19 protein-coding genes and 1 pseudogene are annotated in these 25,001 nt (G+C 69.5%); 11 read left to right on the top strand and 9 right to left on the bottom strand.

Annotated features, from left to right (window positions below; genetic code table 11):
• The first annotated feature begins 27 nt into the window (after positions 1-27).
• Complete coding sequence (gene metK / locus AWC02_RS05770; RefSeq protein ID WP_085127818.1) at positions 28-1,239, top strand: methionine adenosyltransferase; 1,212 nt, start codon at positions 28-30, stop codon at positions 1,237-1,239.
• 80 nt (positions 1,240-1,319) lie between these two features.
• Here the strand turns inward: metK and AWC02_RS05765 are convergent, their stop codons facing one another.
• The 3 genes from AWC02_RS05765 to AWC02_RS05755 all read right to left on the bottom strand — a co-directional run bounded on the left by AWC02_RS05765 (position 1,320) and on the right by AWC02_RS05755 (position 4,214).
• A complete protein-coding gene (locus tag AWC02_RS05765) occupies positions 1,320-2,813 on the bottom strand; it encodes a flavin-containing monooxygenase (protein ID WP_085127817.1) in 1,494 nt (497 codons plus the stop codon).
• A 71-nt stretch (positions 2,814-2,884) separates the two neighbouring features.
• Entirely contained in the window at positions 2,885-3,271 is a 387-nt protein-coding gene (locus AWC02_RS05760) for a VOC family protein (protein ID WP_085127816.1), read from the bottom strand.
• A 7-nt stretch (positions 3,272-3,278) separates the two neighbouring features.
• On the bottom strand, positions 3,279-4,214 hold the full coding sequence (locus AWC02_RS05755) for an alpha/beta hydrolase (RefSeq protein ID WP_085127815.1): 936 nt from the start codon (positions 4,212-4,214) through the stop codon (positions 3,279-3,281).
• Between AWC02_RS05755 and AWC02_RS05750 the strand changes: the two genes are divergently transcribed.
• Positions 4,213-4,935 carry a lysoplasmalogenase gene (locus tag AWC02_RS05750; RefSeq protein WP_109560886.1) on the top strand — a complete coding sequence of 241 codons (723 nt, stop codon included), beginning with the start codon at positions 4,213-4,215 and terminating at the stop codon, positions 4,933-4,935. The two genes, AWC02_RS05755 and AWC02_RS05750, sit on opposite strands and share 2 nt — an antisense overlap.
• 13 nt (positions 4,936-4,948) lie before the next feature.
• On the opposite strand, the gene AWC02_RS05745 is transcribed toward AWC02_RS05750, so the two are convergent.
• The gene (locus AWC02_RS05745; RefSeq protein ID WP_085127814.1) at positions 4,949-6,295 is read right to left on the bottom strand and encodes an alpha/beta hydrolase; all 1,347 of its coding nucleotides are present in this window, start codon (positions 6,293-6,295) and stop codon (positions 4,949-4,951) included.
• A gap of 176 nt (positions 6,296-6,471) precedes the next feature.
• Between AWC02_RS05745 and AWC02_RS05740 the strand changes: the two genes are divergently transcribed.
• Complete coding sequence (locus AWC02_RS05740; protein WP_085127864.1) at positions 6,472-8,415, top strand: primosomal protein N'; 1,944 nt, start codon at positions 6,472-6,474, stop codon at positions 8,413-8,415.
• 5 nt (positions 8,416-8,420) lie between these two features.
• Here the strand turns inward: AWC02_RS05740 and AWC02_RS05735 are convergent, their stop codons facing one another.
• The 3 genes from AWC02_RS05735 to AWC02_RS05725 are packed head-to-tail and all read right to left on the bottom strand — an operon-like array spanning position 8,421 to position 10,933.
• Positions 8,421-9,050: a response regulator transcription factor gene (locus AWC02_RS05735; protein WP_085127863.1), complete on the bottom strand. Its 630-nt coding sequence runs from the start codon at positions 9,048-9,050 to the stop codon at positions 8,421-8,423.
• Between the two features lie 38 nt (positions 9,051-9,088).
• Positions 9,089-9,940, bottom strand: coding sequence for a universal stress protein (locus AWC02_RS05730; protein WP_085127813.1), 852 nt, complete (start codon positions 9,938-9,940; stop codon positions 9,089-9,091).
• Between the two features lie 9 nt (positions 9,941-9,949).
• Complete coding sequence (locus tag AWC02_RS05725) at positions 9,950-10,933, bottom strand: Acg family FMN-binding oxidoreductase (protein ID WP_085127812.1); 984 nt, start codon at positions 10,931-10,933, stop codon at positions 9,950-9,952.
• 105 nt (positions 10,934-11,038) lie between these two features.
• Here AWC02_RS05725 and AWC02_RS05720 point away from each other — a divergent pair, with 105 nt between their 5' ends.
• Both AWC02_RS05720 and hypD read left to right on the top strand, forming a co-directional pair.
• Positions 11,039-12,244 (top strand): 4Fe-4S dicluster domain-containing protein, encoded by a 1,206-nt coding sequence (locus AWC02_RS05720; RefSeq protein ID WP_419179205.1) that lies wholly within the window; start codon positions 11,039-11,041, stop codon positions 12,242-12,244.
• An 83-nt stretch (positions 12,245-12,327) separates the two neighbouring features.
• Positions 12,328-13,236, top strand: a pseudogene (gene hypD, locus AWC02_RS05715) (hydrogenase formation protein HypD); the annotation flags it as partial.
• 97 nt (positions 13,237-13,333) lie between these two features.
• Here the strand turns inward: hypD and AWC02_RS05710 are convergent.
• Positions 13,334-13,771 carry an Hsp20/alpha crystallin family protein gene (locus AWC02_RS05710; protein ID WP_085127810.1) on the bottom strand — a complete coding sequence of 146 codons (438 nt, stop codon included), beginning with the start codon at positions 13,769-13,771 and terminating at the stop codon, positions 13,334-13,336.
• 304 nt (positions 13,772-14,075) lie between these two features.
• Between AWC02_RS05710 and AWC02_RS05705 the strand changes: the two genes are divergently transcribed.
• The 3 genes from AWC02_RS05705 to AWC02_RS05695 all read left to right on the top strand — a co-directional run bounded on the left by AWC02_RS05705 (position 14,076) and on the right by AWC02_RS05695 (position 19,010).
• Entirely contained in the window at positions 14,076-16,112 is a 2,037-nt protein-coding gene (locus AWC02_RS05705; protein ID WP_085127809.1) for an erythromycin esterase family protein, read from the top strand.
• Positions 16,113-16,141: 29 nt separating this feature from the next.
• Positions 16,142-17,125: a 1-phosphofructokinase family hexose kinase gene (locus tag AWC02_RS05700; protein ID WP_085127808.1), complete on the top strand. Its 984-nt coding sequence runs from the start codon at positions 16,142-16,144 to the stop codon at positions 17,123-17,125.
• A 226-nt stretch (positions 17,126-17,351) separates the two neighbouring features.
• Positions 17,352-19,010 carry a GAF domain-containing sensor histidine kinase gene (locus tag AWC02_RS05695; protein ID WP_237160338.1) on the top strand — a complete coding sequence of 553 codons (1,659 nt, stop codon included), beginning with the start codon at positions 17,352-17,354 and terminating at the stop codon, positions 19,008-19,010.
• Positions 19,011-19,016: 6 nt separating this feature from the next.
• On the opposite strand, the gene AWC02_RS05690 is transcribed toward AWC02_RS05695, so the two are convergent.
• Complete coding sequence (locus AWC02_RS05690; protein ID WP_165757853.1) at positions 19,017-19,820, bottom strand: universal stress protein; 804 nt, start codon at positions 19,818-19,820, stop codon at positions 19,017-19,019.
• A gap of 290 nt (positions 19,821-20,110) precedes the next feature.
• Between AWC02_RS05690 and ppsA the strand changes: the two genes are divergently transcribed.
• The 3 genes from ppsA (at position 20,111) to AWC02_RS05675 (ending at position 24,954) form a co-directional block, all read left to right on the top strand.
• Positions 20,111-22,405, top strand: coding sequence for a phosphoenolpyruvate synthase (gene ppsA, locus AWC02_RS05685; protein ID WP_085127805.1), 2,295 nt, complete (start codon positions 20,111-20,113; stop codon positions 22,403-22,405).
• 144 nt (positions 22,406-22,549) lie between these two features.
• Positions 22,550-23,437 (top strand): universal stress protein, encoded by an 888-nt coding sequence (locus tag AWC02_RS05680; RefSeq protein ID WP_085127804.1) that lies wholly within the window; start codon positions 22,550-22,552, stop codon positions 23,435-23,437.
• Positions 23,438-23,490: 53 nt separating this feature from the next.
• Positions 23,491-24,954 carry a bifunctional aminoglycoside phosphotransferase/ATP-binding protein gene (locus tag AWC02_RS05675; RefSeq protein WP_207568002.1) on the top strand — a complete coding sequence of 488 codons (1,464 nt, stop codon included), beginning with the start codon at positions 23,491-23,493 and terminating at the stop codon, positions 24,952-24,954.
• The last annotated feature ends 47 nt before the right edge of the window (positions 24,955-25,001 follow it).

Here is a 25,001-nt window from a genome sequence, read left to right as displayed (position 1 = left end):
GTGATCGATAACCCGGAAGGCGACATTGTGAGCGAAAAGGGACGGCTGTTCACCAGCGAGTCGGTGACAGAAGGCCACCCCGACAAGATCTGTGACGCCATCAGCGATTCGGTGCTCGACGCGCTGCTCGCCGATGACCCCCGCTCGCGTGTCGCCGTGGAGACCCTGGTCACCACCGGCCAGGTCCACGTCGTCGGTGAGGTCACGACCAACGCCCGCGAGGCGTTTGCCAACATCACCAACACCGTGCGTGAGCGCATCCTGGAGATCGGCTACGACTCGTCGGAGAAGGGCTTCGACGGCGCGAGCTGCGGCGTCAACATCGGCATCGGCGCACAGTCGCCCGACATCGCCCAGGGCGTCGACACCGCGCACGAAGCCCGCGTCGAGGGCGCGGCCGACCCGCTGGACTCTCAGGGCGCCGGCGACCAGGGCCTGATGTTCGGCTACGCGATCGCCGACACCCCGGAACTGATGCCCTTGCCCATCGCGCTGGCCCACCGACTCTCGCGGCGGCTGACCGAGGTTCGCAAGAACGGCACGCTGGACTACCTGCGTCCGGACGGCAAGACCCAGGTCACCATCGAGTACGAAGATGACGTCCCGACCCGGCTGGACACCGTGGTGATCTCCACCCAGCACGCCGAGGGCATCGACCTGGTCAAGACCCTGGACCCCGACCTGCGGGAGCACGTCATCTCCACCGTGCTTGCCGAGTTGGCCCACGAGACGCTGGACTCCTCGTCGACCCGCGTGCTGATCAATCCGACCGGCAACTTCGTCGTCGGCGGGCCGATGGGTGACGCCGGTCTGACCGGCCGCAAGATCATTGTCGACACCTACGGCGGCTGGGCTCGCCACGGCGGCGGCGCCTTCTCCGGTAAGGACCCGTCGAAGGTGGACCGCTCGGCCGCGTACGCGATGCGCTGGGTGGCCAAGAACATCGTCGCCGCGGGCTTGGCGCAGCGCGTCGAGGTGCAGGTCGCCTACGCCATCGGCAAGGCCGCACCGGTCGGCCTGTTCATCGAGACCTTCGGCACCGCCACCGTCGACCCGGTCAAGATCGAGAAGATCGTGCCCGAGGTCTTCGACCTGCGCCCCGGCGCGATCGTGCGTGACCTGGACCTGCTGCGGCCGATCTACGCCCCGACCGCCGCATACGGCCACTTCGGCCGCACCGACATCGAACTGCCGTGGGAGCAGCTCGACAAGGTCGACGACCTCAAGCGCGCCATCTGATCCGGTTCCCTCGCCGAGCAGATGCAAACGCCCCCATTTCGGACCGAAATTGGGGGCTTTTGCGTCTGCTCGCCGTAAAGTCAGGCGCTGAATCGGTAGTCGTCGAGGTCGAAGTGCCTACTGCGCCAGTAGGCCTCGACCGTGGTGGCGGGACGCAGCGGAACGTCGCCGTTCTTGTCGAAGTAGTAGCTGTTGGCCAACTGGCAGCTGTCCTGCCAGAAGATCTGCCGGTGCCGTTTGCGCATCATCTCGGCGAAGTAGCGGGCGTTGGCCGCCTCGGAGATCTCGATGCGCCGCGCCCCGCGGCTGCGCGCGCTTTTCAGGCATCGCACGATGTGGTGGGTCTGGGCCTCGATGAGCGCGAAATACGATGAGCCGACGTAGCCGTAGGGGCCGAACACGCTGAACATGTTGGGGAACCCCGGGATGCTGACCCCTTCGTAGGCCTGCAGCCGATTCTCCTCGAAGTACCGGCTCAAGGTCTGCCCGCCCGCCCCGGTGACGGCGAAGGTGGAAACGGTGTCGCTGTCCATCACCTTGAACCCGGTGGCCAGGATCAGGACATCGACTTCGTGCGCGGTTCCGTCTGCGGTCACGACCCCGGTGGGGGTGATCCGGTCGATGGGGTCGACCACCAGCGTCACGTTGTCGCGGTTGAAGGTCGACAGGTAACTGTTGTGGAAGCCGGGCCGTTTGCACCCGGGGGCGTAGCGCGGGGTGAGCTGCTCACGCAGCTGCGGATCGTGCACCTGCCGGCGCAGAAACGCCCGCCCGGCAGCCTCCATCCGCTTGGCCAGGGGAAACACCGTGAAGTACTGCGCTGCGATGGGGAAGGTCGCCTCGACGTAGGCCTGACTGGCCAGCCGCTGCAGCGCCTTGCCGCCGGGAAGGTGCATCGCCCAGCGGGCCGGGCCGGGCAGCGGCATATCGAACTTCGGAAAACACCAGATCGGGGTCCGCTGAAACACCGTGAGCGAGGAGACGACCGGTGCGATCTCCGGAATCACCTGTACCGCAGAGGCACCCGTGCCGATCACCGCCACGCGCTTGCCGGTCAGGTCTTGCGAGTGGTCCCAGCGTGCGGTGTGGATGCGCACCCCGGCGAAGGTGTCGACACCGGCGATGTCGGGCATCTTCGGAGTGGTCAGCACTCCGCTGGCGTTGATCAGGAACCGGGCGCTGACCTCGCCGCGGGCTCCGCGCGCTTCGGTCTGGACCCGCCAGCAGCCGCGGTCTTCGTCGAAGGTCGCCCCCAGCACGTTGGTGGCGAATCGGATTCGGGAGCGCAGACCGTATTTGTCGACGCAGTGCTCGGCGTAGGCCTTCAGTTCCCGGCCGGGGGCATACGTGCGCGACCAGTGCGCGCTCTGTTCGAAGGAGAACTGGTAGGAAAACGACGGGATGTCCACGGCGATACCGGGATAGGTGTTCCAGTGCCAGGTTCCGCCCACGCCGTCGCCGGCCTCGAGAATCGCATAGTCCGCCATTCCGGCGCGGTCGAGGTTGATCGCCGCCCCGATGCCGGAGAATCCGGCGCCGACGATCACAACCTCGTGGTCGGGCTGCTCGGTCACGCCTGATGCTCCTCATCGCCGATGTCGATCGAGGTCGACGGTAGCGCGCATGCCGCGGGGCCGGGGCGGTGTTAGGTCAAATCCTCCGGTGGCAGGCGCCACGGCGGATCACGCCTGGCGGCGCCGCCGTGGAACAGGCACAGCCGGTGGCCGTCGGGGTCGCGCAACCGGGCTTCCCGCCACAGCCACGGCATGTCGGCCGGCTCCTGGGCGAACTCGATCGATGCGCGCAACCGCTGGTACTGCTCGTCGACGTCGTCGACCTCGAAATAGATCGTCACCTGTTCGGCGGCCGGAACTGCACCGACGCGCGCCACCGAAAAGGTGCTGTCCCCCGACGGGCATTCGAAGCGCAGATAGTCCGCTGTCTTGACGATCAGCTGCAAACCCAGGAGCCGGTAGAACCGCTCGGCGCGGTCCAGGTCGGTGCTGCCGACGGTGACCTGGTTCAGCCGCATCGGACCATCACGCCGTTTCGGTCAGGGCCGCCTTCAGCGCGGCCAGCCCGCGATCGGCGGCCTCGGTTGCCGCCGGAATGACCCCGGCGTAACCCAGGTAGCCGTGAATCATCGTCTCGGCGTTGTGTACCTGCACCGGGACCCCGGCGGCGGCCAGCAGCTCGCCGTAACGGATGCCGTCGTCGCGCAGCGGATCGTGGCCGGCCACCGCGATGTAGGCCGGCGGCAGGCCGGCCAGATTCGCGGCGCGCGCCGGAGCCAGGGTGGGCGGCGGGTCGGTCAGATCGACGTGCCCGGCGTAGGCCAGCGTCAGGGCCGCGATCGCCTTGCTGTCGATGATCGGGGCCTGGGCGTTCTCGCTGAACGACGGCAGGCTGCCGTCGTAGGTGGTCGCCGGGTACCACAGCAGCTGGAAGGCGATCGCCGGTCCGCCGGCATCGCGGGCCAGTTGTGCGACCACCGCGGCCAGGTTGCCGCCGGCCGAGTCGCCGGCCACCGCCAGCCGGGCCGGATCCACGCCCAGTTCGCCGGCGTGTGCCGCCACCCACTCGACCGCCGCCAGCGCGTCGTGCACCGCGGCCGGAAACGGGTGCTCGGGGGCCAGCCGGTAGTCCACCGACACCACCACCGCCTCGGCGCCGGCGGCATGCATGCGGGCCGTGCCGTCGTGGGTCTCGAGGTCTCCGGCGACGAAACCGCCGCCGTGGAAGAACACCACCACCGGCGCGTCTCCGGATTCGCTGCCCGCGGGCCGGTAGATGCGGATCGGCAGGTCACCGCCCGGGCCTTCGATCACCCGGTCCTCGGCAGGCAGGTCCGGATGCACCGGGCGGCGCGGCAGGTCGCGCATCGCGCGGCGCGCCGCGACGACACCGTCGTCGAGGGTTAGTCGGAAAGGGACGGCGTCCAGTACCTTCAGCATTATGGGGTCGATTGCTGGCATGGAAACACCGTACGCAACCCGCCGGGTCTTCACCGGCTGGGCCGCGGCCGGATGGCTTGGCGTGGGTTACGGCATCTTCCTGACGGTGGTGGCGTTGCGGTCGGGGCCCGGTGAGGAGCTGACCGGGCAATGGATCGGCCAGCCGGCTTTCAAGGCGTCCATGGCGGTGCTGCTGGCCGTCGCCGCGGCGGCTCACCCGATCCTGCGGGAGGCACGGTGGCTGATTCCGGCGCTCGTCTTCTCGGCGACCGGTGACTGGCTGCTGGCGATCCCTTGGTGGGAACCGTCGTTCGTGGCGGGCCTGACCGCGTTTCTGGTGGCGCACCTGTGCTATCTCGGCGCGCTGTTGCCGCTGGCGGTGGTGTCGCGGCAACGGCTGATCGGGCCGGGGCTGGTCATTGCGAGCTGCCTGGTGCTGCTGGTCTGGTTCTGGCCGGGGTTGGCGCGCGAGGGTATGACCGTGCCGGTGGTGGTCTACGTCGGGGTGCTCGGCGCCATGGTGTGCGTCGCCCTGCTGGCGAAGCTGCCCACCCCCTGGACCGCGATCGGAGCGGTGTGTTTTGCGGCGTCGGACGCCATGATCGGCGCCAGTAAGTTCGTGCTGGGCAATGAACTGCTGGCGGTGCCGATCTGGTGGGCCTATGCCGCAGCCCAACTGCTCATCACCGCCGGGTTCTTCTTCGGCCGGTCGGGTGGTGACGCAAGGTCGTCCGCGAGCTGAAATCGGCTGGCGGTCAATGCCGGTGGCCGCCGGTGCCCAGTCGAAACCGTTCCGGATCGAAGGCCGGCAGGCGGCGCCGGTGCAGCGCGGTCATGTGGTGGCCAGCCAGCGCGTCGCCGTGCCCGGAGGCGATGTCGCCGATACTGAACAGCGACTCGCCGTCGGGATCGAAGTAGCTGCTGTGGCCGGTCGCGGGTAACGCGACACCGCGGACTTCGGCCTTGAAGCGGGTGGACCCGTAACCGTCGGCCGCCGGGTCGGCGCCCAGCCCCACCGTCGCCGACGTGCCCGGCAGGCTCAGTTGTGGCTGACCGCCCAGTCCGGCGATCGGATCCGACGACGCCGCCCCCACGTACACATGTCCTGATGCCGGTAGGTGAAAGTCGTTGGCGCTGCGCGCCAGGTCGGTTCCCGGCGATCCGACGAGCACCACGTCGTCGGCGCGCAGCCCCGCGCCGGCTGCGGCATCGGCCACCGTCGTGGAGCCGTAGGAGTGTCCCACCACCGTGACGTGGGCGGTGCCGATGTGCGACGCCGCCAGGGCGTTGAGGTCGGCGGCCAGCAGCCGGCCGCCGGCCCGGGCGGCAAACGGTTGCGCCACAGCCGGATCCAGCAGACTGTCTGGAGCGCGGTAACCCATCCACAGGATGACCGAGTTGGTGCGCTCGGGATCGGCCCGGGTCGCCTCGCGGTAGACGTTTCGGCCGTCCGGGCGCGACAGGTAGCCGGTCCGGACGCTGCTTTGTGCCCCGGGGATCAACACGGTGGTGTTGTCGGCGGTGTCGGGATCGCCGATCGCGATCACGGCCCGTCCCCGGCCGTCGAACGCCGCCGGTTCATAGGTGAGCAGCAGCACCGATTCGGCGCCGGCGTCGCCGTTGGCCGCGAGGGCCTCACGGACCCGCAGCGCGTTCTCGTACCGAGCGCCGACCGGGCGCGGCTCGCCGTCCGCGCGCCGGATGTCCTCGGCCAGTGCCTGCCGGTTGCTCCGGTCACGCACGCGGGCCGGTATCCCGTAGCCGGCACCGGCCGGGCGAATCAGGGCCGCCTGCAGCCGGTTGTGCGTCGCGGCGTCGGCGATCACCCGGCCGATGTCGCGGGCCTTGGCGGCCAGCACGAGCTGGAACTCGCGGCGGCCGGCCGGGCAGTCCCAGGCCGGCCCCGGGGGGTCGGCCAGCGCGGCGCGGATCTGCGCGCCGATGGCATCGAGGTGCCCCAGCCCGCTGTGGGCGCGCCCGGCGGCGTCGGCCACCGTCGCGACCAGCAACTGATCGGCCACCGCGGCGATGCGCAACCGCGCGGCGAGGCCGGATTCTGCGCCGCGCGCGGCGCGGGTATGGGCGCCACACTGGTCGGGCATACCGCAGCAAAGTAATGGGGCGCCGCCGGTGCTGTGTACGCCGATGCACAACCCGTTCCACCGGCGATCCACCGGCGGCCGGGGTCGGCGGCGTCTGCTAGACCTGCGTGGTGAGCGTCGACAGCGAAGGCCGCGAAACCGGCGCCACCGGCGAGCCGGTGGCGCGGGTGCTGCCGATGCTTTCGGTTCCGCATCTGGACCGCGAGTTCGACTATCTGGTCACGCCCGAGCAGTCCGCGGAGGCCCGGCCCGGGGCGCGGGTGCGGGTTCGCTTTCATGGCAGGTTGGTCGACGGCTTCATCTGGGAACGCCGCGCCGACACCGACCACGTGGGCCGGCTGGGCCGGCTGGAGCGGGTGGTCTCGGCCGAGCCGGTGCTCACCGGCGAAGTCCGTCGACTGGTGGAGGCCGTCGCCGCGCGCTATGCCGGCAGCCGGGCCGACGTGCTGCGCCTGGCGGTACCGCCGCGACACGCCCGGGTGGAACGCGAAGCGACGACGCCGCCCGAGCCGCCCGTGCTCGCCCCGGTCGACCCGGCCGGCTGGCAACGCTACGGAGCGGGCGCGTCCTGGCTGGCCGCGCTGGGGGAGGGCCGGGCCGCGCGCGCGGTGTGGCAGGCGCTGCCGGGCGAATCGTGGACCGAGCGCTTCGTCGACGCCGCCGCCCAGACCATGCGGGCCGGGCGCACCGCGCTGGCGATCGTGCCCGATCAGCGCGATGTCGATGCGCTGCACCGGGCCGTGACCGCACGAATCGAGGAGTCGGCGGTCGCGGCGCTGTCCTCGGGCCTGGGCCCGGCCACCCGCTACCGCCGGTGGCTGTCGGTGCTGCGGGGCCATGCACGGCTGGTGATCGGCACGCGCAGTTCGGTGTTCGCGCCGCTGGCCGATCTGGGCCTGGTGATGGTCTGGGATGACGGCGACGATTCCCTGGCCGAGCCGCGGGCGCCCTATCCGCATGCGCGCGAGGTCGCGATGCTGCGGGCCCATCTGGCGGGCTGTGCCGCCCTGATCGGTGGATTCGCCCGTACCGCAGAGGCGCACGCGCTGGTGACCAGTGGCTGGGCGCACGACGTGGTGGCGCCGCGAGCGGCGCTGCGGGCAGCGCGGCCGCGGGTGGTGGCTCTGGATGACACCGGCTACGCCGAGCAGCGCGACCCGGCGGCTCGCAGCGCGCGGCTTCCGGCGGTGGGGATGACGAGCGCGCGCAGCGCCCTGGCCGCCGGGGCACCGGTGCTGGTGCAGGTGCCGCGCCGCGGCTACCTGCCGTCGTTGGCCTGTGCCCGCTGCCGCACGATCGCCCGCTGCCGGCACTGCACCGGACCGTTGTCGCTGCCGGAGCGTGGTGGTGCGGCCGTCTGCCGCTGGTGTGGTCGCCAGGACCCGGCGCTGCGCTGTGCACGCTGCGGGTCGGATGCCGTGCGGGCGGTCGTCATCGGTGCCCGGCGAACCGCCGAAGAACTCGGCCGAGCCTTCCCGGGCACCCCGGTCGTCACCTCCGCCGGTGACACCATCGTCGACGCCATCGAGGACGGCGCAGCCCTGGTGATCGCCACACCCGGCGCCGAACCCCGCGCCCCGCGCGGCTACGGGGCGGCCTTGCTGCTGGACTGCTGGGCATTGCTGGGCCGTCAGGATCTGCGTGCCGCCGAAGACACGCTGCGGCGCTGGATGGCTGCGTCTGCCCTGGTGCGCGACCAGGCTTCGGGCGGGCAGGTGACGGTGGTCGCCGACTCCGCGATCCCGACCGTGCAGGCCCTCATCCGGTGGGACCCGGTCGGCCACGCCGACGCCGAACTGGCCACCCGGGCCGAGGTGGGCCTGCCGCCCGCCGTGCACCTCGCGGCACTCGACGGCGATCCGGCCTCGGTGACGGCGCTGTTGGAGCAGACCCGCCTGCCCGACGGCGCCGACCTGCTCGGGCCCGTGCCGCTACCGCCGGGCGTGCGCCGGCCGGCCGGTGTCCCCGAGGAGCTGAGCATCATCCGCATGCTGGTGCGGGTGGGCCGCGACCACGGCTTGGCGCTGGCCGCAGCGCTGCGCCACGGCGTCGGCGTGCTCAGTGCGCGGGGGTCGCGCCACCCGGTGCGAGTCCAGATCGATCCGCTGCACGTCGGGTAGCAGCGTCAGCCGCCGGACAGGCGCGAGCCGAAAACGGCCGCCTGGGTGCGCCGCTGCATATCCAGCTTGGCCAACAGACGCGAGACGTAGTTCTTGACGGTCTTCTCGGCCAGGAACATGCGCTCGGCGATCTGTTTGTTCGTCAGCCCCTCGGCCAGCAGCGCCAGCAGGGCCCGTTCCTGCTCGGTGAGCTTGGCCAGGGGGTCGGGCGCCTGGGCACCCATGCGGAGCCGGACCATCAGCGCCGCCGCCGCGTGGTTGTCCAGCAGCGAGCAGCCGGCGCCGACATCCTTGATCGACTGTGCCAGCTGCATGCCCCGGATGTCCTTGACGACGTAACCGCTGGCGCCGGCCAGAATCGCGTTCAACGCTGCTTCCTCGGAGCTGTCCGAGGTCAGCATCAGACACCGCAGAGCGGGCACCCGCGAGAGCAGTTCACGGCACAGTTCGATGCCGTTGCCGTCGGGCAGCCGCACGTCGAGCACGGCGACGTCGGGCAGCAGTGCGGGAATGCGGGCCAGGGCTTCCCGTACGGTTTCGGCTTCGCCGACCACGGTCAGGTCGGGGTCCGAGCTCAGCAGCGAGATCAGCCCGCGCCGGACCACCTCGTGATCGTCGACCAGGAAGACTTTCAGCTGGTCTGCCCCGGTAGCGGCAGCACCGTCGCCGGCGGTCACAACCACCACGTCCGATCGCAGACCAGCACGGCGCTGCCGGCGGATTCCACGACCGCCCGGCCCGCCGGAGCCAGCAGAACGTCCAACGGGCCGGGCCGGCGCGGTGCCACCACCGCCAGCTGGATCGCCGAGCCGCTGCGTTGCAGGCGCTCAAAGCAATTCAGCAGCCCCTCGTGATAGCCGACCGAATCTACGTCGAGGTCCGGGTGCTCTTGCCGGCAGCGGGATAGCCAGCGGTCGACGGCGGTCGGCAGCGGCGGGTCGGACGGCACGTCTGACTCGCCCGGTGCTGCCGGGCGGTGCTGCGGCAGTGCGAACACGCGCAGCGGCAGGCCGCGCAGTCGTGCCTCGGCAGCGCCGAGCTCCAACACGCCGTCGCCGGCCGAGGAACCGTCCACCACCGCCAGGACCAGTCCGGCGTGGCCCGTCCGGGCGGTGAAGGTGCGTGGCACGATGGCGACCGGGCAATGCGCCGACGTCGCCACGGCGGTGGCAGTGGACCCGACCCGGCTGCCCGGCTCGTGGTGGAACCCGATCGAGCCGAGGCAGATCACCGCCGCGGATCGCGAGGCTTCCAGCAGCGCGGTCACCGGCCGCCGGTGCACGATCTCGGCTTCCAGCTTGGGCGGCCGGTCGAGTGCCTCGATCGCTGCCATGGCGCTGCGCACCGCTGTCTCGGCCGCAGCCGCCGCGTTCGCGCCGGGGGAGCCGGAGTCGACTGCGCACAGCAGTCCCAGCGGAAGTTCGCGGTCGAGGGCTTCGTCGACAGCCCAGTAGGCGGCTTTGAGAGCGGCGCGTGATCCGTCCACACCGACGACTACGCGGGGGGCTGTCGATGACGCGAACATAAGCCCGCGCTACCCGCTGTGGATGGAAAGCACGTCGGACAGCGGCCGGCGCCGCGTGCGGGGCAGGGGTTCCTCGGTGCCGGGTGCCTGTCCGATCCGGACCAGGATCTGAGGAAAGGCGTTGCGGCCCACCAATGTCTCGACAATGTCCCTGGTCACCTGAACTTCGGTGAGATGCGTCAGCGGACAGGTGGCCAGGCCCGACATGGTGCACTCCAGCAGGACGGCCGAGAGGGCCTCGCCGACGATCAACGCGTCGGCGCGCAGGTCGGAGCGCGTGGACAGCACCACGATGGTCGCCTGATCACGCTGGATCTGCGCCCGTCGATCACCATGGTGCAGTCCGGGAAAGGCGCGACCGACATCGACCCGGCCGCCTTCTGCGTCCGAGGGCAGGGAGCTGTACGGGACGCCGGTGGAGGCTTCGAATGGCGTTGTCCACCGGTGTAACTCCGCGTGGTAGGTCGCGTCGTAGAGCCGCAGCGATTCGGCGAACTGCGACGCGTAGGCCAGTCGGGGGCGGGAATTCTCGGGCAGGACGTCGAGGTCGACCGCGTATTCCTCAAGGCGCGACCGTAGGAGCGGCTCGAAGGCCGCCCAGTTGGGCGGTGGCGACAACGGCAGCCTGTCGCTGCGCCGTACCCAGATCGCCGCTGCCCGGCATCGATGCCCTTCGGTGACATAGCTCATCTTGTCGAACTGGATCGATGCGAGATGGTTGGGATTGTTGGGATTGGGAAAGCGATCGACGTTGGCATGCAGGCCGGTTGCGGCCATCGCCACCCGGAGATGATCCAGCGCCGCGCCGCAACCGATCGTCGCTTCCCGGCCGGCGTGATCGGACGGCAGGACCCGGCTCTCGTCGAGGAACAGTTGCAGGCGGTCGGCTTCCAGGACCCACTGCCACGGCTGGATGTTGTGCAGCGACGGGGCGCGGCATGCCGCGCGCACGGCATCCTTGACGGCCTCGGTTTCCACCCGCACGGTGAGCATCTCGACCTCCGATCTGCACCTGGACTCAATAGTTCTGCGGCGCCCGGAGCCGGTGTTAGGGCCGTTGGTCCTCAGCGCAGCGCCGATCGGCCCGCCCTCGGCCCCATGACGGGCGATGACGTGGCCATGGCGGACAAGTCGAGGGATCTTGTCGTCGGTGCCGCGGCGGAGGATGATGAGCCGGTGGACTCCCGGGGTAGCAACCCCGCCGCGTTGGTCGACACGGCCGGACTTCACCACCTCGTCGATGTGCTGATCGAGCGCGGTTACCGCGTGGTGGGTCCGACACTGCGGGACAGCGCCATCGTGCTTGCCGAGTTGGGTTCGGCCGACGATCTGCCCCGCGGCTGGGGCGTCGACGTCGCTCCCGGCCGCTATCGGATACGGCGCCGTGCGGACCAGGCCGCCTTCGGCCATTGCACCGGAGCGCAGTCGTGGAAGCAGTTCCTGCATCCGCCGAGGCAGCTGCTGTGGTCGGCCGGCCGGGACGGCACCGCGGTCAGTGCACCCGAGGAGCCACCTGCCCGGTACGCATTCCTCGGGGTGCGGGGCTGTGACATGGCGGCGATCGCCACTTTGGACCGCGTACTCGGTGGTTCGGCCTACCCCAACACCGCATATGCCCAACGCCGCCGCCGGATCTTTGTGGTCGGGGTGAACTGCACCGAGCCGGGCGGGCTTTGCTTCTGCGCCTCGATGGGCACCGGACCGTCGGTCGGGCCGGGATATGACCTGGTGCTCAGCGAACTGTGCGAGGGAGACTCCGCGACGTACGTTGCCTACAGCGGCAGCCCGGAAGGCGCCGAGGTCTTGGCGGCGGTGCCGCACCGCGAAGCCACCGTCGCCGAGATCGACACGGCGCACGCTCACGTCGAAGCCGCCGCGGATCAGATGGGTCGATCCATGCCCGAGGCAGATCTGAGGAGTCTGCTGGGCCGATCGCGCGAGTCACCGCAGTGGGAGGAGGTGGCAAGCCGCTGCTTGACGTGCGGAAACTGCACGATGGTGTGTCCCACGTGTTTCTGCACGAGTACCGAAGACGTCAGTGACGTGCGTGGCGATCATGCCGAGCGGTGGCAGACCTGGGCATCGTGTTTCGAGATGGACTTCTCCTACCTGCACGGCGGAAGCGTCCGGCAATCCGGCGCTTCGCGCTACCGGCAGTGGCTGACCCACAAGCTGGGCACCTGGCACGACCAGTTCGGGATGTCGGGTTGTGTCGGTTGCGGACGCTGCATTGCCTGGTGTCCCACCGGCATCGACATCACCGAAGAGATGAACAAGATGGCCCGGGCGAACGGCGATGCTTGACAGCGGGGACCGTGGTGAACCGCAGATCCCGCCGCGATCGCCGATGGCCCCGGTGCCCTACCGGGTCCGGAGCCGGGTCGTGGGGCCGTATCGACGACGCCATCTGGCTGGCCGGGCAGCCCGACGTCATCTTCACCTGCTTCGGCGACATGATGCGGGTGCCCGGATCGCACGGAAGCCTGCTGGACGCAAAGGCCCGAGGCGCCGATGTCCGGTTCGTCTACTCGCCCCTGGATTCACTCGAGATCGCCGCGCGACACCCGGGCAAACGGGTGGTGTTTTTCGCGGTCGGCTTCGAGACCACGGCGCCGTCAACAGCGGTGACGCTGCTTCGCGCCCGTGAACTGGGCCTGACCAATTTCACCGTGTTCTGCAACCACGTACTGATCATTCCCCCGATCAAGGCGATTCTGCAGTCGGCCGACCTTCGGCTTTCCGGCTTCATCGGACCGGGTCACGTTTCGACCGTGGTGGGGGACAAGCCCTACCGGTTCGTCGCGGAGGTCTATCGAAAGCCATTGGTGATCAGTGGTTTCGAACCGCTGGACATCCTGGCGGCCGTGGCCATGCTGCTCACCCAGCTTCGGGAGGGCCGCTGCGAGATCGAGAACCAGTATTGCCGGGTGGTTCGCAGCGGCGGCAATCCGGCCGCGCTGGCGTTGATGGCTCAGGTGTTCGCGCTTCGCTCGTATTTCGAATGGCGTGGATTGGGCTTCATCTCCCAAAGCGCCCTGCGTCTACGCCCCGATTTCGCTGAGTTCGACGCCGAAGAGCAGTTCTCGATGCCCGCTGTCCGCGTCGCCGATCCGAAGGCATGTCAGTGTGGTGAGGTGCTCAAGGGGGTGCTCAAACCATGGGAGTGCAAGGTATTCGGCACGGCGTGTACCCCCGAAACCCCGATCGGGACGTGCATGGTGTCCCCGGAGGGGGCATGCGCGGCCTACTACAACTATGGCCGGCTCGGCGACGCGGCAGCAGGACGCGGGGCTTGATCTGACTTGGGGTGGCTTCGGGAAGCACTGCGCAGTGGCGCGGCGGTCCGCGGGGCGGACGCCACGCCGCGCCACTGTCCAGCGCTGCGTGCCGGGGTCAGCTGGCGGCTTTGACCTTGATGTGCTTCTCGGCTGGTGCGGCCGGCTTGGGAACCGCCACCGAGACCGTCAGAATCCCCTTGTCGTAGGAGGCGCTGATGTCTTCCTCGTTGGCGCCGGGGGGCAGCGAGACGGATCGGGTGAAGGAGCCGTAGGAGAACTCCGAACGCCCTTCGCCCTGGTTCTTCTCGGTGCGCTCGGCCTTGATGGTCAGGCGGCCGTCGCGAACGGTGATGTCGATGTCCTTGGCGGGATCCATACCCGGTAGTTCGGCCCGAACGACGTAGTGCCCGTCTTCCACCTGGTCTTCGAGGCGGATGAGGTGTTCTTCCGGCGCGGGCCATTGACCGGCCCAGGACGGAAATCCGCTGAACAGCTCGACGAGTCCCGGAAGCAGGGAACGGCGCGAAGCGTTGGCGGCGGGGAGGTTTTTCATGATGGTCCTCGGATCTTTGTGGTCTGGTCGATCTCTTGATTCGACTCGCATGTGGCTCCGGCGGGCAGGGCCGGAAGTCCCCACGCCGTAGGGGTATTCGTCGTCATCCAGACGAATCCGGCGTCCTGCGCCGGCGACAAAATTCATGGTCGTCACCACCGGGCCAGAACGGTTCCGAGATCCTTCGACCAACGGCCCCTGGAATCGGGACCTCATGCCCTTCCCCGACCCGGCCCCCACTGGGTCAGATCAGTGTTGTCAGTCCTAGACCAATCGGAGATGGCGCCATGACCGGTGAACTGCGATGACGAGCGCAGCCGAAGTCCGAAGGCGGCAACCGCGGCGCATATTCCGTGACCGCACCGAAGCCGGCCAGGTGCTGGCCGATCTGCTCGAGGCCTACCGAGACCGTGACGACGTGATCGTCCTCGGCCTGGCGCGCGGCGGAATCCCGGTCGCGTGGGAAGTCGCGGCGGCGCTCCGGGCCCCTCTGGACGCGTTCATCGTGCGCAAACTCGGAGCGCCCGGCCACGAGGAATTCGCGGTGGGCGCGCTGGCCAGCGGGGGCCGCGTGGTGGTCAACGACGACATGGTGCGCGCCCTGAAGATCACGCCGCAACAGCTACGCGACATCGCCGACCGGGAAGGCCGGGAGCTGTCCCGCCGGGAGGCCGCCTATCGCGGTGATCGCCCGCCCCGCGACGTGGCCGGCCGGACCGTCATCCTGGTCGACGACGGGCTGGCCACCGGCGCGAGCATGTTCGCCGCGGTGCAGGCGCTGCGGGACGCCGAACCGGCCCGTCTGGTCGTCGCCGTTCCGGCAGCCCCCGAATCGACCTGCCGGGAGTTCGCCGGCCTCGTCGACGAGGTGGTCTGCGCCACGATGCCCACCCCCTTCTTCGCCGTCGGCGAATCGTTCTGGGACTTCACCCAGGTCACCGACGAAGAGGTCCGCCGGCTTCTGACCACCCCGACCACCCGGCACCAGGCACCCGCGGCGCCGACCGCCGCGCAGATCGTCGGCGGTGTCGCCGTGGAGGCACCGGCCGGGGTCCCCCCACAGGTTGCGCTGGAAGAGCTGATCGGCGATGCGCGGATCGTGTTGATCGGCGAAAGCTCGCACGGCACGCACGAGTTCTACGCCGCCCGCGCCGAGATCACGAAGTGGCTGATCACAGCGAAGGGCTTCTGCGCGGTGGCCGCCGAGGCGGACTGGCCGGATGCCTACCGGGTGAACCGCTACGTCCGGGGCCTCGGCGAGGACCAGACCGCCGATGCCGCGCTGAGCGGCTTTCAGCGATTCCCGGCCTGGATGTGGCGCAACACGGTGGTCGCCGGATTCGTCGATTGGCTACGCGCCCACAACCGGGACCGCAGATCGGACGATCGGCGCCAAACCGGCTTCTACGGGCTTGACCTGTACAGCCTGCATCGCTCGATCGACGAAGTGATCACCTACCTGGACACCGTCGACCCGGTCGCGGCGGAGCGGGCCCGCGCGCGCTACGCCTGCTTCGACCATGCCTGCGCCGACGACGGCCAGGCGTACGGATTCGGTGCGGCGTTCGGCGCCGGTCCGTCATGCGAGGGAGAAGCCGTAGAGCAACTGATCGAAATGCAGCGCGACGCGGCGAACTATGTGCAGCGGGACGGACCGGTCGCCGAAGACGAACTGTTCTATGCGCTGCAGAACGCCCAAACCGTCCGGAACGCCGAGGAGTACTACCGGACCATGTTCAGCGGCCGCGTCTCGTCGTGGAATATCCGCGACCGGCACATGGCCCAGACCCTGGAGGCGCTGCTGGCCCATGCCGACCGCGGCCGCGACGCCGACGCACCGGCCCGCATCGTGGTCTGGGCGCACAACTCCCACGTGGGGGACGCCCGAGCCACCGAGATGGCCGGTGACGGCCAGCTCACCCTCGGTCAGCTGGTCCGTGAGCGACACAACGACCAGGTGCGCCTCATCGGGTTCAGCACCTATTCGGGAACGGTGACCGCCGCCAGCGAGTGGGGCGGACCGGCCGAACGCAAAGTGGTCCGCCCGGCGTTGCCCGGCAGCATCGAAGATCTCTTCCATGCCACCGGAAAACCGGCGTTCCTGGTGCCCATGCCGGCGGTGCCTGCCGCCGATCCGCTGGAAGCGGTGCGGTTGGGTCGCGCCATCGGAGTGATCTATCAACCCGCGACCGAGCGGCAAAGTCACTACTTCCATGTGCGGCCGACCGACCAGTTCGACGCGATCATCCACATCGATCAGACGCGCGCGCTGGAGCCGCTGGAGGTGACGAGCCTCTGGATCGCCGGCCAGACCCCCGAGACCTATCCGAGCGGTCTGTAGCCGTCGCGGACGAACGGAAGCGGTTGATCATGAAGACTCCGGCCCGGTCCGCGGTTCGAGCAACGCGGATCGTCACACTGACGTTGAATCCCGCACTCGACATCACCACCAGCATCGACCGGGTGCGCCCGACCGAAAAGCTGCGCTGCCGGCCCGCCCGCTACGACCCGGGCGGGGGCGGTGTCAACGTCGCCCGCATCGCGCACGTTCTCGGTGCACCCGTGTTGGCGATCCTGGCCGCCGGCGGACCGAGCGGCGGGTTGGTCACGGAATTACTGGAACAGGCCCGCGTGCCCGTAGCCCGCGTCCCGATCGCCGAACCGACCAGGGAGAGCTTCACCATCGACGAGCAAAGCACCGGAGGGCAGTATCGCTTCGTGCTGCCCGGTGCCCGAATGACGTTTGCCGAACAGGTGTACTGCTTGGACCAGCTCCGCGCGGCGACCGCATCGGCGGGGTTCGTGGTGGCCAGCGGCAGCCTTCCGCCCGGCGTGCCCGCCAACTACTACCAGCGTGTTGCCGACGTGTGCCGGCATGCCGGAGTCCCGTTGATTCTCGACACCTCCGGAGGTGGGCTGCGGCAGATCCGGTCGGGGGTGTTCCTGCTCAAGGCCAGCGTGCGGGAACTCTCGGAATGTGTCGGCCGCGACCTGGTCACCGAGACCGACCGGCTGACGGCCGCCCACCAGCTCATCGAGCAGCGACGGGCAGCCGCCGTGGTCGTGTCGCTGGGGGCCGAGGGAGCACTACTTGCCGCCCCTGCGGGAAGCTACCGATTCTCCGCCGTCCGGATGCGGGGAGGCAGCGGGGTCGGTGCCGGCGATGCGATGGTCGCCGCGATCGCCGTCGGCCTGAGTCGGGGCTGGCCGCTGGTCAAGTCAGTCCAGTGGGGCATTGCGGCGGGTGCGGCGATGCTGATGACACCGGGTACCGCGGTGTGCAGCCGTTCGGCGGTGGAAAACCTGTTCGCTCTGGTTGCCGAGCCCAGCGAGGTGCTAGGCCTCTCGGCGTAAGCCCGAGGGGCCCGGCGCGCCTGCCGTGAGCAGCCTGAGCAGCAAGGTATCGCCTGCCGGCCGTGGTTGTGTCAGCATATTGCTGGACGGTCGTGTGCCCGTGTTGCGGCGTGCGCACGGTTTGCAGGCACTAGCTCTTCGCTCCGCGGAAAGAATGGGTCGGATGGACGGCGGAGACAGCGAATCGGCGTTCCGGGGGCTCGGAGATCGGTCCCTCATCGACCGCATGCATCACCAGCTCGATGAGCTCGCCGTCACGCGGGACCAGATGGAGCATCTGCTCGCGGTGATCCTTGAGATCGGCTCCGACCTGCACCTCAACACCACGCTTCACCGGGTCGTCGTGGCCGCGATGAAGCTGACCTCGGCGCGCTACGGCGCTCTGGCGATCCGCGGTCCGCAGGGCAATCTCATCGAGTTCATCCACGCCGGCCTCGACGAGCAGACGATCCGCCGGATCGGCCATCTGCCCATCGGCAAGGGCGTCCTGGACGCCTCACTCGTCGAGTCCGAGCCGCTGCGGCTGGCCGACCTGACCGCTCACCCGGCCGCGGTCGGGTTCCCCGAACACCATCCGCCGATGCGGGCGCTGCTCAGCGTGCCCCTCATCACCTCCGGTGTCCTGATCGGCAACCTTTACCTGACCCACGAGCAGTCGGGCCGCACATTCGCCGAGTCCGACGAGAAGGTGGCCGTCGCTTTGGCGACCGCGGCAGCGGTCGCCGTCGACAACGCTCGTATGGTGGAACACCTGCGCGCGTCGGCGCATTGGATCGAGGCCAGCCGCGACATCACCACCGCGCTGTTGTCGGACTCCACCGGACCGGCGATGCGATCAGAGCCACTGCAGATCATCGCCGAGCGTGTCTGCGAGCTCGCCTCGGCCGAGCAGGCGATCGTGATGGTTCCGGCCGACGCGAGTCTGCCCATCGCCGACGTGGGAACCCTGACCGTGGCCGCAGCAGCCGGACTCAACGCCGACGAGGTGATCCGCCAGAAGATCGCGGTGGACGGCTCCACCACCGGCAGCGTCTTCCGGTCCGGCAGGCCCTTGATCACCGAAGCCCTCGACATCCCGATCCCCGGGTTCACCGACGTCGGACAGCGCCCGGTGGTGGTGGTGGCGCTGCGCTCCGACGGGGAGACGCTCGGAGTGCTCGCGATCGCCCGCAACGCGAATCACCGCGCTTTCGACGAGTCGGACCTGGACCTGGTGTATGACTTCGCGCGTCGCGCCGCCGTCGCCGTCGTGGTGGCCCGCGGGCGTGCCTGGGCGCGTGAACGCGACATTCTGGCCGACCGCGAACGCATCGCCCATGACTTGCACGATCACGTCATCCAGCAGTTGTTCGCCGCTGGGCTGGACCTGCAGGGCACGCTGGCCCTGGCGCATTCACCGGAGGTCGTCGCCCGGCTCGACGCCACGATCGACGACCTGCAGACCATCATCGCCGAGATCCGAACGACGATCTTCCGGCTCAAATCCCGGGCGGCCCTTGACGGGGGTTTCCAGAAGCGCGTTCAGGATGAGGTCGCGCGCCTGACGGAGAATCGCGACATCGTCGCGACGGTGCGCGTCGACGGATCGGTGACGCTCGTCGCCGACGAACTGGCCGAGCACGCCGAGGCCGTGATCATGGAAGCCGTCAGCAACGTCTGCCGGCACTCCGGGGCCACTCGGGTCAGCGTCGCGATCAGCGTGACCGACAGTCTGAACATCGTCGTCACCGACAACGGGCACGGTATCCCGGCGGACAATCACCGCCACAGCGGCCTGGCCAACATGGTGACCCGCGCCCAACTTCTGGGCGGTGCCTGCGAGATCAGCTCGCAGCCCGAAGGGGGAACCCGCGTGCACTGGAGCGCTCCGCTGGCCGGCCGTTAGCTGGTCTCAGTCGCGCACCACCAGCACCGAGCTACCGGCCGGTTCGATGACACCGACGTCGGGCAGGCCCACGATCCGGGGCACATCGTCGGCGTCGTGCTTGCCGATGACTGCGAGCTGGACAGGTTCGCCGATCTGGCCCAGCGCGTCCGGTAGTCCGCGCCGCAGGGGGGTGAGCCGAATGCGCACCCCGGGATAACGCGATGCCCAATGCTCGATCCGAAGGGTGTGCCGGCCGACGCGCCGCCACGGCTTGCTCTCTATCGCCAGGATCGGTGCATCGCGTAGCTGCGCTTCCCGGAAGGCGTGCTCCAGCAGCAGGTCGTCGCCCGGGGTGTGATCGACAGCGACCGCGATCCACCCCCGCGCTGCGCCTGTGCCACCGTGGGCGCGGATGACTGCCACCGGGCAGTGCGCGCCCTGGGCCAGTTCGGCAGCGGTCGACCCGAAGATCGCGCGGCTCAAGCACCCGATCCCGACGGAACCCACGCACACCATTGCCGCTTCGCGTGATTCGTCGATCAGGGCGGATCCGGGCGGCCCATGCGGCATCGCGGTCTCGACCTTGAGCTCGGACGCTTTCTCCCGGAGCAGCAGGTCGACATCGCGCAGCACCGTTTCGGCGTACTCCACGCCCAGATCCGGCTGTGTGGGCGCGGTTTCGGCGGCCTCCTCGGCGATGACGTGAACCAGGCGCAGGGGCAGGCCGCGCGCGCCGGCCTCAAGAGCCGCCCACGTCGCCGCATGGGCGGCCGCCTCCGAACCATCGATGCCGACCACGACCGACTGTGATGACATCGATTCGCTCATCGGCATCCTTCCGCTCACCGGGCTCGTCACGCGACGCTACGCAGGTGCGGACATTTCCCAGAGGGCCGTTGGCCCCCGAAAGGTCGGCGATGGTCCCTTTCACGCGGGGTTGCGCGGAGTTGGGGCCCAATTCCGCCGAAACTGCGGCCTTTCGGCCGCTCCGCTGCCGGACCCGCTGACCGAGACTCGACGCTGGGCCGCTCGCGACACCGGGCGGCACCGTCACGGGGCAGGCGGCGGCGCGATCGCGCAGCACCCGAAACGCTACCGACCAGAAGGGAGAACCAGAGATGGCAGTAGCGGTCGATGCCGACACGTGTGTTCGAGATTTCTCGGCGTTGGGGCTCGCCGATGCGGAGGAGGCCGGCGGCAAGGGCGCCAATCTGGGTGAACTGGTCAACGCGGGTCTTCCGGTTCCCCCGGGATTTGTGTTGCTGCGCAGCGGCTACCTGGTGTCGCTGCAAGCCGGGGGAGTCGACACCGAAGTGGCTGCCCTGCACCGCGAGGCTCTCGAGCGCATCGATGACAGCGCCGCGCTGGCCGAGCTGTGCCAGCGGATGCAGCATTTGGTCACCAAAGCCGGTGTCGCAGATCCGGTTCGCCGGCAACTCCTGGACGCCTACCATCGGCTCGGAGCGAATCGGGTTGTCGCGGTGCGTTCTTCGGCGACCGGCGAAGACGGGCGGGACGCCTCATTCGCCGGCATGAACCAGACGCTCACCAATGTGACCGGCGACGACGCTCTGGTTCATGCCGTGGAGCGTTGCTGGGCATCGCTTTTCACGCCGCGGGTGGTCAGCTACCGAGCGAGCCGAGGATTCGACGCGGAGCCCGCCATGGCGGTGGTGGTTCAGGAGATGATCGCCGCCGAACAGTCCGGGGTGGCATTCACCACCAACCCCGGCACCGGCGAGCGCGGCCAAGTCGTCATTGAAGCCGCCGTCGGCCAAGGAGAAGTCGTCGTGGCAGGCAAAGTGCAACCCGACACCTATGTCGTGGACAAACAGACCCGGGAGGTTCTCGACACCCGGATCGGGCACCAGGCGTTCAAGATCGAGCGCGGACCCGACGGCCACGATGCGGTGGTGCCCCTGGATCCGGCCCAGGCCGACGCGCCGGTGCTCGACGATGCCGCCTTGCGGCGCGTCACCGAACTGGCCATGGATGTCGAGGCGCACAACCGATGCCCACAGGATGTCGAGTGGGCGATCGCGTCCGGCACGGTCTGGTTGGTACAGGCCCGACCGATCACCACGCTCGGCGGAGAGGGCATCGGCACCGGCACGCCGGGGAAATCCGACGTGTTGCTGCGCGGTCTGCCCGCCGCGCCGGGTGCGGCAACCGGCGCGGTGCGCATCCTGCGCAGTCCGCACGAGGGGGACCGCATGCGCGACGGCGAGATCCTGGTCGCTGAGATGACCAACCCCGACTGGTTGCCGACCTTGCGCCGCGCCGCCGGACTGGTGACCGAGACCGGCGGAATGACGTGCCACGCCGCCATCGTGGCGCGCGAGCTCGGCGTCCCCTGTGTGGTGGGGACGGGTCGGGCAACCAGCGTCCTGCACGACGGACTCCGGATCACCGTGGACGGGACTCGCGGCGTCGTCACCTCGGGGGCGGTAGCCGCGCGGGTCTCGGCTGCGCCTCCCGCCGTCGCGGCGACCACCGCGATGACGCAGCCGACCGGCACCAAGATCTACGTCAACCTGGCGATGGCCGAAGCCGCCGAGACCGTCGCCGGCCAGGACGTCGACGGTGTGGGCCTGTTGCGTGCCGAATTCATGCTGACCGAGGCACTGTCCGGTCGTCATCCGCGTGACCTGATAGCGCACGGCGAACAGGGCACCATGATCGACGCGATGGTGGCCGCACTGAGTCGCATCGCCTCGGCGTTCGGGACGCGACCGGTGATCTACCGAACCACCGACTTCCGCAGCAACGAGTTCCGGGGCTTGGCGGGCGGGGAAGCCTATGAGCCGGTGGAGCACAATCCGATGATCGGCTACCGGGGCTGCTTCCGGTATGTGCACGAGCCGGAGGTGTTCGCACTCGAGCTCCAAGCACTGGCTCGCGTGCGCGAACGCCATCCCAACGTGCATCTGATGCTTCCGTTCGTCCGCACCCGGTGGGAGCTCGACGCCTGCCTGACGCTCATCGATGCGAGTCCACTGGGTTCGCAGCGCGGGCTGCACCGGTGGGTGATGGCCGAGGTGCCGTCGGTGGCGTATTGGCTTCCGGAGTATGTGGGACTGGGCATCGACGGCGTGTCCATCGGCAGCAATGACTTGACCCAGCTGATCCTCGGGGTCGATCGCGACTCGGATATCTGCGCCGAACTGTTCGACGAGTCCGATCCCGCCGTCCTGGATGCGATCGAGCGGATCGTCGAATCGGCGCGCATGCACGGCATCACCTCGTCGCTATGCGGTCAGGCGCCGTCGACGGACCCGTCCTTCGCCGAGCATCTGGTCCGGATGGGAATCACCTCGGTGTCGGTCAACCCGGACGCGGTCGAGGCGACCCGGCGTGCGGTGGCCGCCGCAGAACGGCGGCTCTTGCTGGAGTCCGCGCTGGCCCGCTCGTGAGAATCCGGCCGTGGGAGGCGCGCCAATGGGCCAACGAACCGTGGATTGGGGTCCAATGACCCCTGCCGAATCAGCCCGGCCGCAGTAACTTCAACGGCAGAACTGGCCGGTCGGCCCAGTGCTCAATCTGTGGGGAGGGCTGTGATGGCGCAATTCGGGACGACGAAAACCGGAATCGTGGTGGGGGTCGATGGATCACCGGAATCCGACGCGGCGGTGGCCTGGGCGACGCGGGAAGCGGTCATGCGCGACCAGCCGATCACCCTGCTGCATGTGGTGACCCCGCTGGAGGCCGGCTGGCCCCCCGGCCCGGTCACCGACGGCATTCCCAACTGGCAGGCCGATGAGGCGAAAAAGGTGCTGGCGAAGGCCCGCGATGTCGTCGACGCCACCCGGGGCGACGCCGCCGCACCGGAGGTGCGGGCCGAGGCGGCCTACGCCCCGGTGGTCTCGACATTGATCGACGCCGCCAAGAGCAGCTGGATGACCGTCGTCGGCTCGGTCGGCCTGGGTGCCATCGGCCGCCTGCTGCTGGGCTCGGTGAGCACCAGCCTCATTCACCATGCCCAAGGCGCGGTCGCGGTCATCCGTGCCGGTCGAGCGCACAGCGACGACGCACCCGTGGTGGTCGGAATCGACGGTTCGCCCGCATCCGAGCAGGCAACCGCGCTGGCCTTCGAGGAGGCCTCGTTCCGCGGGGTGCCGCTGGTGGCCTTGCACGCCTGGAGTGACATCAAGGTCATGCCGCTGCTCAACATGGACCGGCGTGACTACGAAGTCCAGGGACACGAAATCCTCTCCGAACGCCTGGCCGGCTACCAGGAGCGCTACCCCGACGTCGCCGTCGAGCGGCGCGTGGTCTGCGACCATCCCGCCCGCTGGCTGGTCGAGGCCGCCGAGCAGGCCCAACTGGTGGTGGTCGGCAGTCGCGGCCGCGGCGGCTTCACCAGCCAGCTTCTGGGTTCGGTCAGCTCGGCGGTGGTGCAGGCCGCCAGTGTCCCGGTGATCGTGGTCCGGCCCGCCTCAACGTGACCTCCGGCGACGCGCACGCCTCGTCGACCGCCCTCGGCGGCGCGGATGCGGCGATCACCGCGCCTGCTGTCGCGGCCCACGAGACACACTCCGGCGTGGTCATCCTGGCCGGCGATCGTGCCTACAAGGCCAAGAAGCCGCTGCAGACCGACTTCCTCGACTTTCGCACCGTCGAACAGCGCGAGGAGGCCTGCGCGCGCGAAGTCCGGCTCAACAGCCGGCTGGCGCCCGAGGCCTACTTCGGTGTCGCGCACCTCAGCGACCCCGCCGGCGGGGCCGCCGAACCGCTCGTGGTGATGCGCCGCTACCACGACGAGGATCGGTTGGCTTCGCTGGTCAAGCGCGGCAATGACGTCGAGCACGTGCTCGACGTCATTGCCGGAGTGCTGGCCGACTTCCACGACCGCTCGCCGCACGGCCCGGACATCGACGCGCAGGGCACGCCCGAGGCGATCCACCGCCGGTGGTTCGACAACTTCCCCACGTTGAACGGCCACGCCGGTATCGCGGTGTCCGCCGAATCGGTGCGCCGCGTCCAGGATCTGGCTGCCGCATACCTTGCGGGGCGGTCGGAGTTGTTCGCCCGGCGGATCGATGAGGGCCGCATCGTCGACGGCCATGCCGACCTGCTCGCCGACGACATCTTCTGGACGGACGACCGCCCGGTGCTGCTGGACTGCCTGGAGTTCAGCGACGAATTGCGCTACCTCGACCGCATCGACGACGCTGCCTTTCTGGCCATGGACCTGGAGTTCCTCGGGCGCAGAGACCTCGGCGACTACTTCCTGGCGCGCTACGCCGGCCGCTGCGGCGACACCGCGCCGCCGTCGCTGCGCGACTTCTACATCGCCTACCGCGCCGTGGTGCGCGCCAAGGTCGACTGCGTGCGGCTGAGTCAGGGCAAGCCGGGAGCCGGCGCGGCTGCGGCGCAGCACCTGGCCATCGCCCGGCGCCACCTCGAGGACGGGGCCACCCGCCTGGTGCTCGTCGGCGGCGGTCCGGGAACCGGGAAGTCGACCCTGGCCCGCGAGCTCGCCGCGCGGGCCGGGGCCACGGTGCTCTCGACCGACGACGTGCGCAAGGAACTGCACGGATCCGGACAGCTGCGCGGCCGGCCGGGCGACCTCGACGCCGGGCTGTACGCACCCGCCAACGTCGCCGCGGTCTACGCGGAGATCCTGCGGCGCGCGGGCCGCTGTCTTCGCAACGGACAGTCGGTGATCCTCGACGGCACCTGGCGGGATGAGGGAGTGCGTGCCCAGGCCCGCCGCCTGGCCGACGACACACGCACGGCGATCGCCGAGATCCAGTGCGTGCTGCCCGCAGACATCGCGGCCCAGCGCGTCAGAACCAGGGCGCCGGGCAATTCCGACGCGACGCCGCAGATCGCGGTGGCGCTCGGCACCCACGAGTTCGGATGGCCCGGCGCGCATCGGGTGGACACGGCGCGACCACTCGACGACTGCGTGCGCGAGGCCCACGAGCTCTGGCGCGCCGCGATCGAGCCGCCGGAGTGAGTGCTGCGGCAGCCGTCGCCGCCACGGGAGGCTTCCCTAAACTGGCC

It is taken from the genome of Mycolicibacter engbaekii (assembly GCF_002101585.1).
Taxonomy (GTDB): domain Bacteria; phylum Actinomycetota; class Actinomycetes; order Mycobacteriales; family Mycobacteriaceae; genus Mycobacterium; species Mycobacterium engbaekii.
This window is presented reverse-complemented; position numbering and strand designations above follow the sequence as displayed.

What these genes read in the sequence shown, in the direction of transcription:
- ppsA (WP_085127805.1), top strand. Translation starts at nt 20,111, where the DNA reads ATGGCAGTAGCGGTCGATGCCGACACGTGTGTTCGAGATTTCTCGGCG.
- AWC02_RS05680 (WP_085127804.1), top strand. Translation starts at nt 22,550, where the DNA reads ATGGCGCAATTCGGGACGACGAAAACCGGAATCGTGGTGGGGGTCGAT.
- AWC02_RS05725 (WP_085127812.1), bottom strand. Translation starts at nt 10,933, where the DNA reads ATGCTCACCGTGCGGGTGGAAACCGAGGCCGTCAAGGATGCCGTGCGC.
- AWC02_RS05710 (WP_085127810.1), bottom strand. Translation starts at nt 13,771, where the DNA reads ATGAAAAACCTCCCCGCCGCCAACGCTTCGCGCCGTTCCCTGCTTCCG.
- AWC02_RS05760 (WP_085127816.1), bottom strand. Translation starts at nt 3,271, where the DNA reads ATGCGGCTGAACCAGGTCACCGTCGGCAGCACCGACCTGGACCGCGCC.
- AWC02_RS05730 (WP_085127813.1), bottom strand. Translation starts at nt 9,940, where the DNA reads ATGTTCGCGTCATCGACAGCCCCCCGCGTAGTCGTCGGTGTGGACGGA.
- AWC02_RS05720 (WP_419179205.1), top strand. Translation starts at nt 11,039, where the DNA reads ATGACGGGCGATGACGTGGCCATGGCGGACAAGTCGAGGGATCTTGTC.
- AWC02_RS05755 (WP_085127815.1), bottom strand. Translation starts at nt 4,214, where the DNA reads ATGCCAGCAATCGACCCCATAATGCTGAAGGTACTGGACGCCGTCCCT.
- AWC02_RS05745 (WP_085127814.1), bottom strand. Translation starts at nt 6,295, where the DNA reads ATGCCCGACCAGTGTGGCGCCCATACCCGCGCCGCGCGCGGCGCAGAA.
- AWC02_RS05690 (WP_165757853.1), bottom strand. Translation starts at nt 19,820, where the DNA reads ATGAGCGAATCGATGTCATCACAGTCGGTCGTGGTCGGCATCGATGGT.
- AWC02_RS05740 (WP_085127864.1), top strand. Translation starts at nt 6,472, where the DNA reads ATGCTTTCGGTTCCGCATCTGGACCGCGAGTTCGACTATCTGGTCACG.
- AWC02_RS05750 (WP_109560886.1), top strand. Translation starts at nt 4,213, where the DNA reads ATGGAAACACCGTACGCAACCCGCCGGGTCTTCACCGGCTGGGCCGCG.
- AWC02_RS05695 (WP_237160338.1), top strand. Translation starts at nt 17,352, where the DNA reads ATGCATCACCAGCTCGATGAGCTCGCCGTCACGCGGGACCAGATGGAG.
- AWC02_RS05705 (WP_085127809.1), top strand. Translation starts at nt 14,076, where the DNA reads ATGACGAGCGCAGCCGAAGTCCGAAGGCGGCAACCGCGGCGCATATTC.
- AWC02_RS05700 (WP_085127808.1), top strand. Translation starts at nt 16,142, where the DNA reads ATGAAGACTCCGGCCCGGTCCGCGGTTCGAGCAACGCGGATCGTCACA.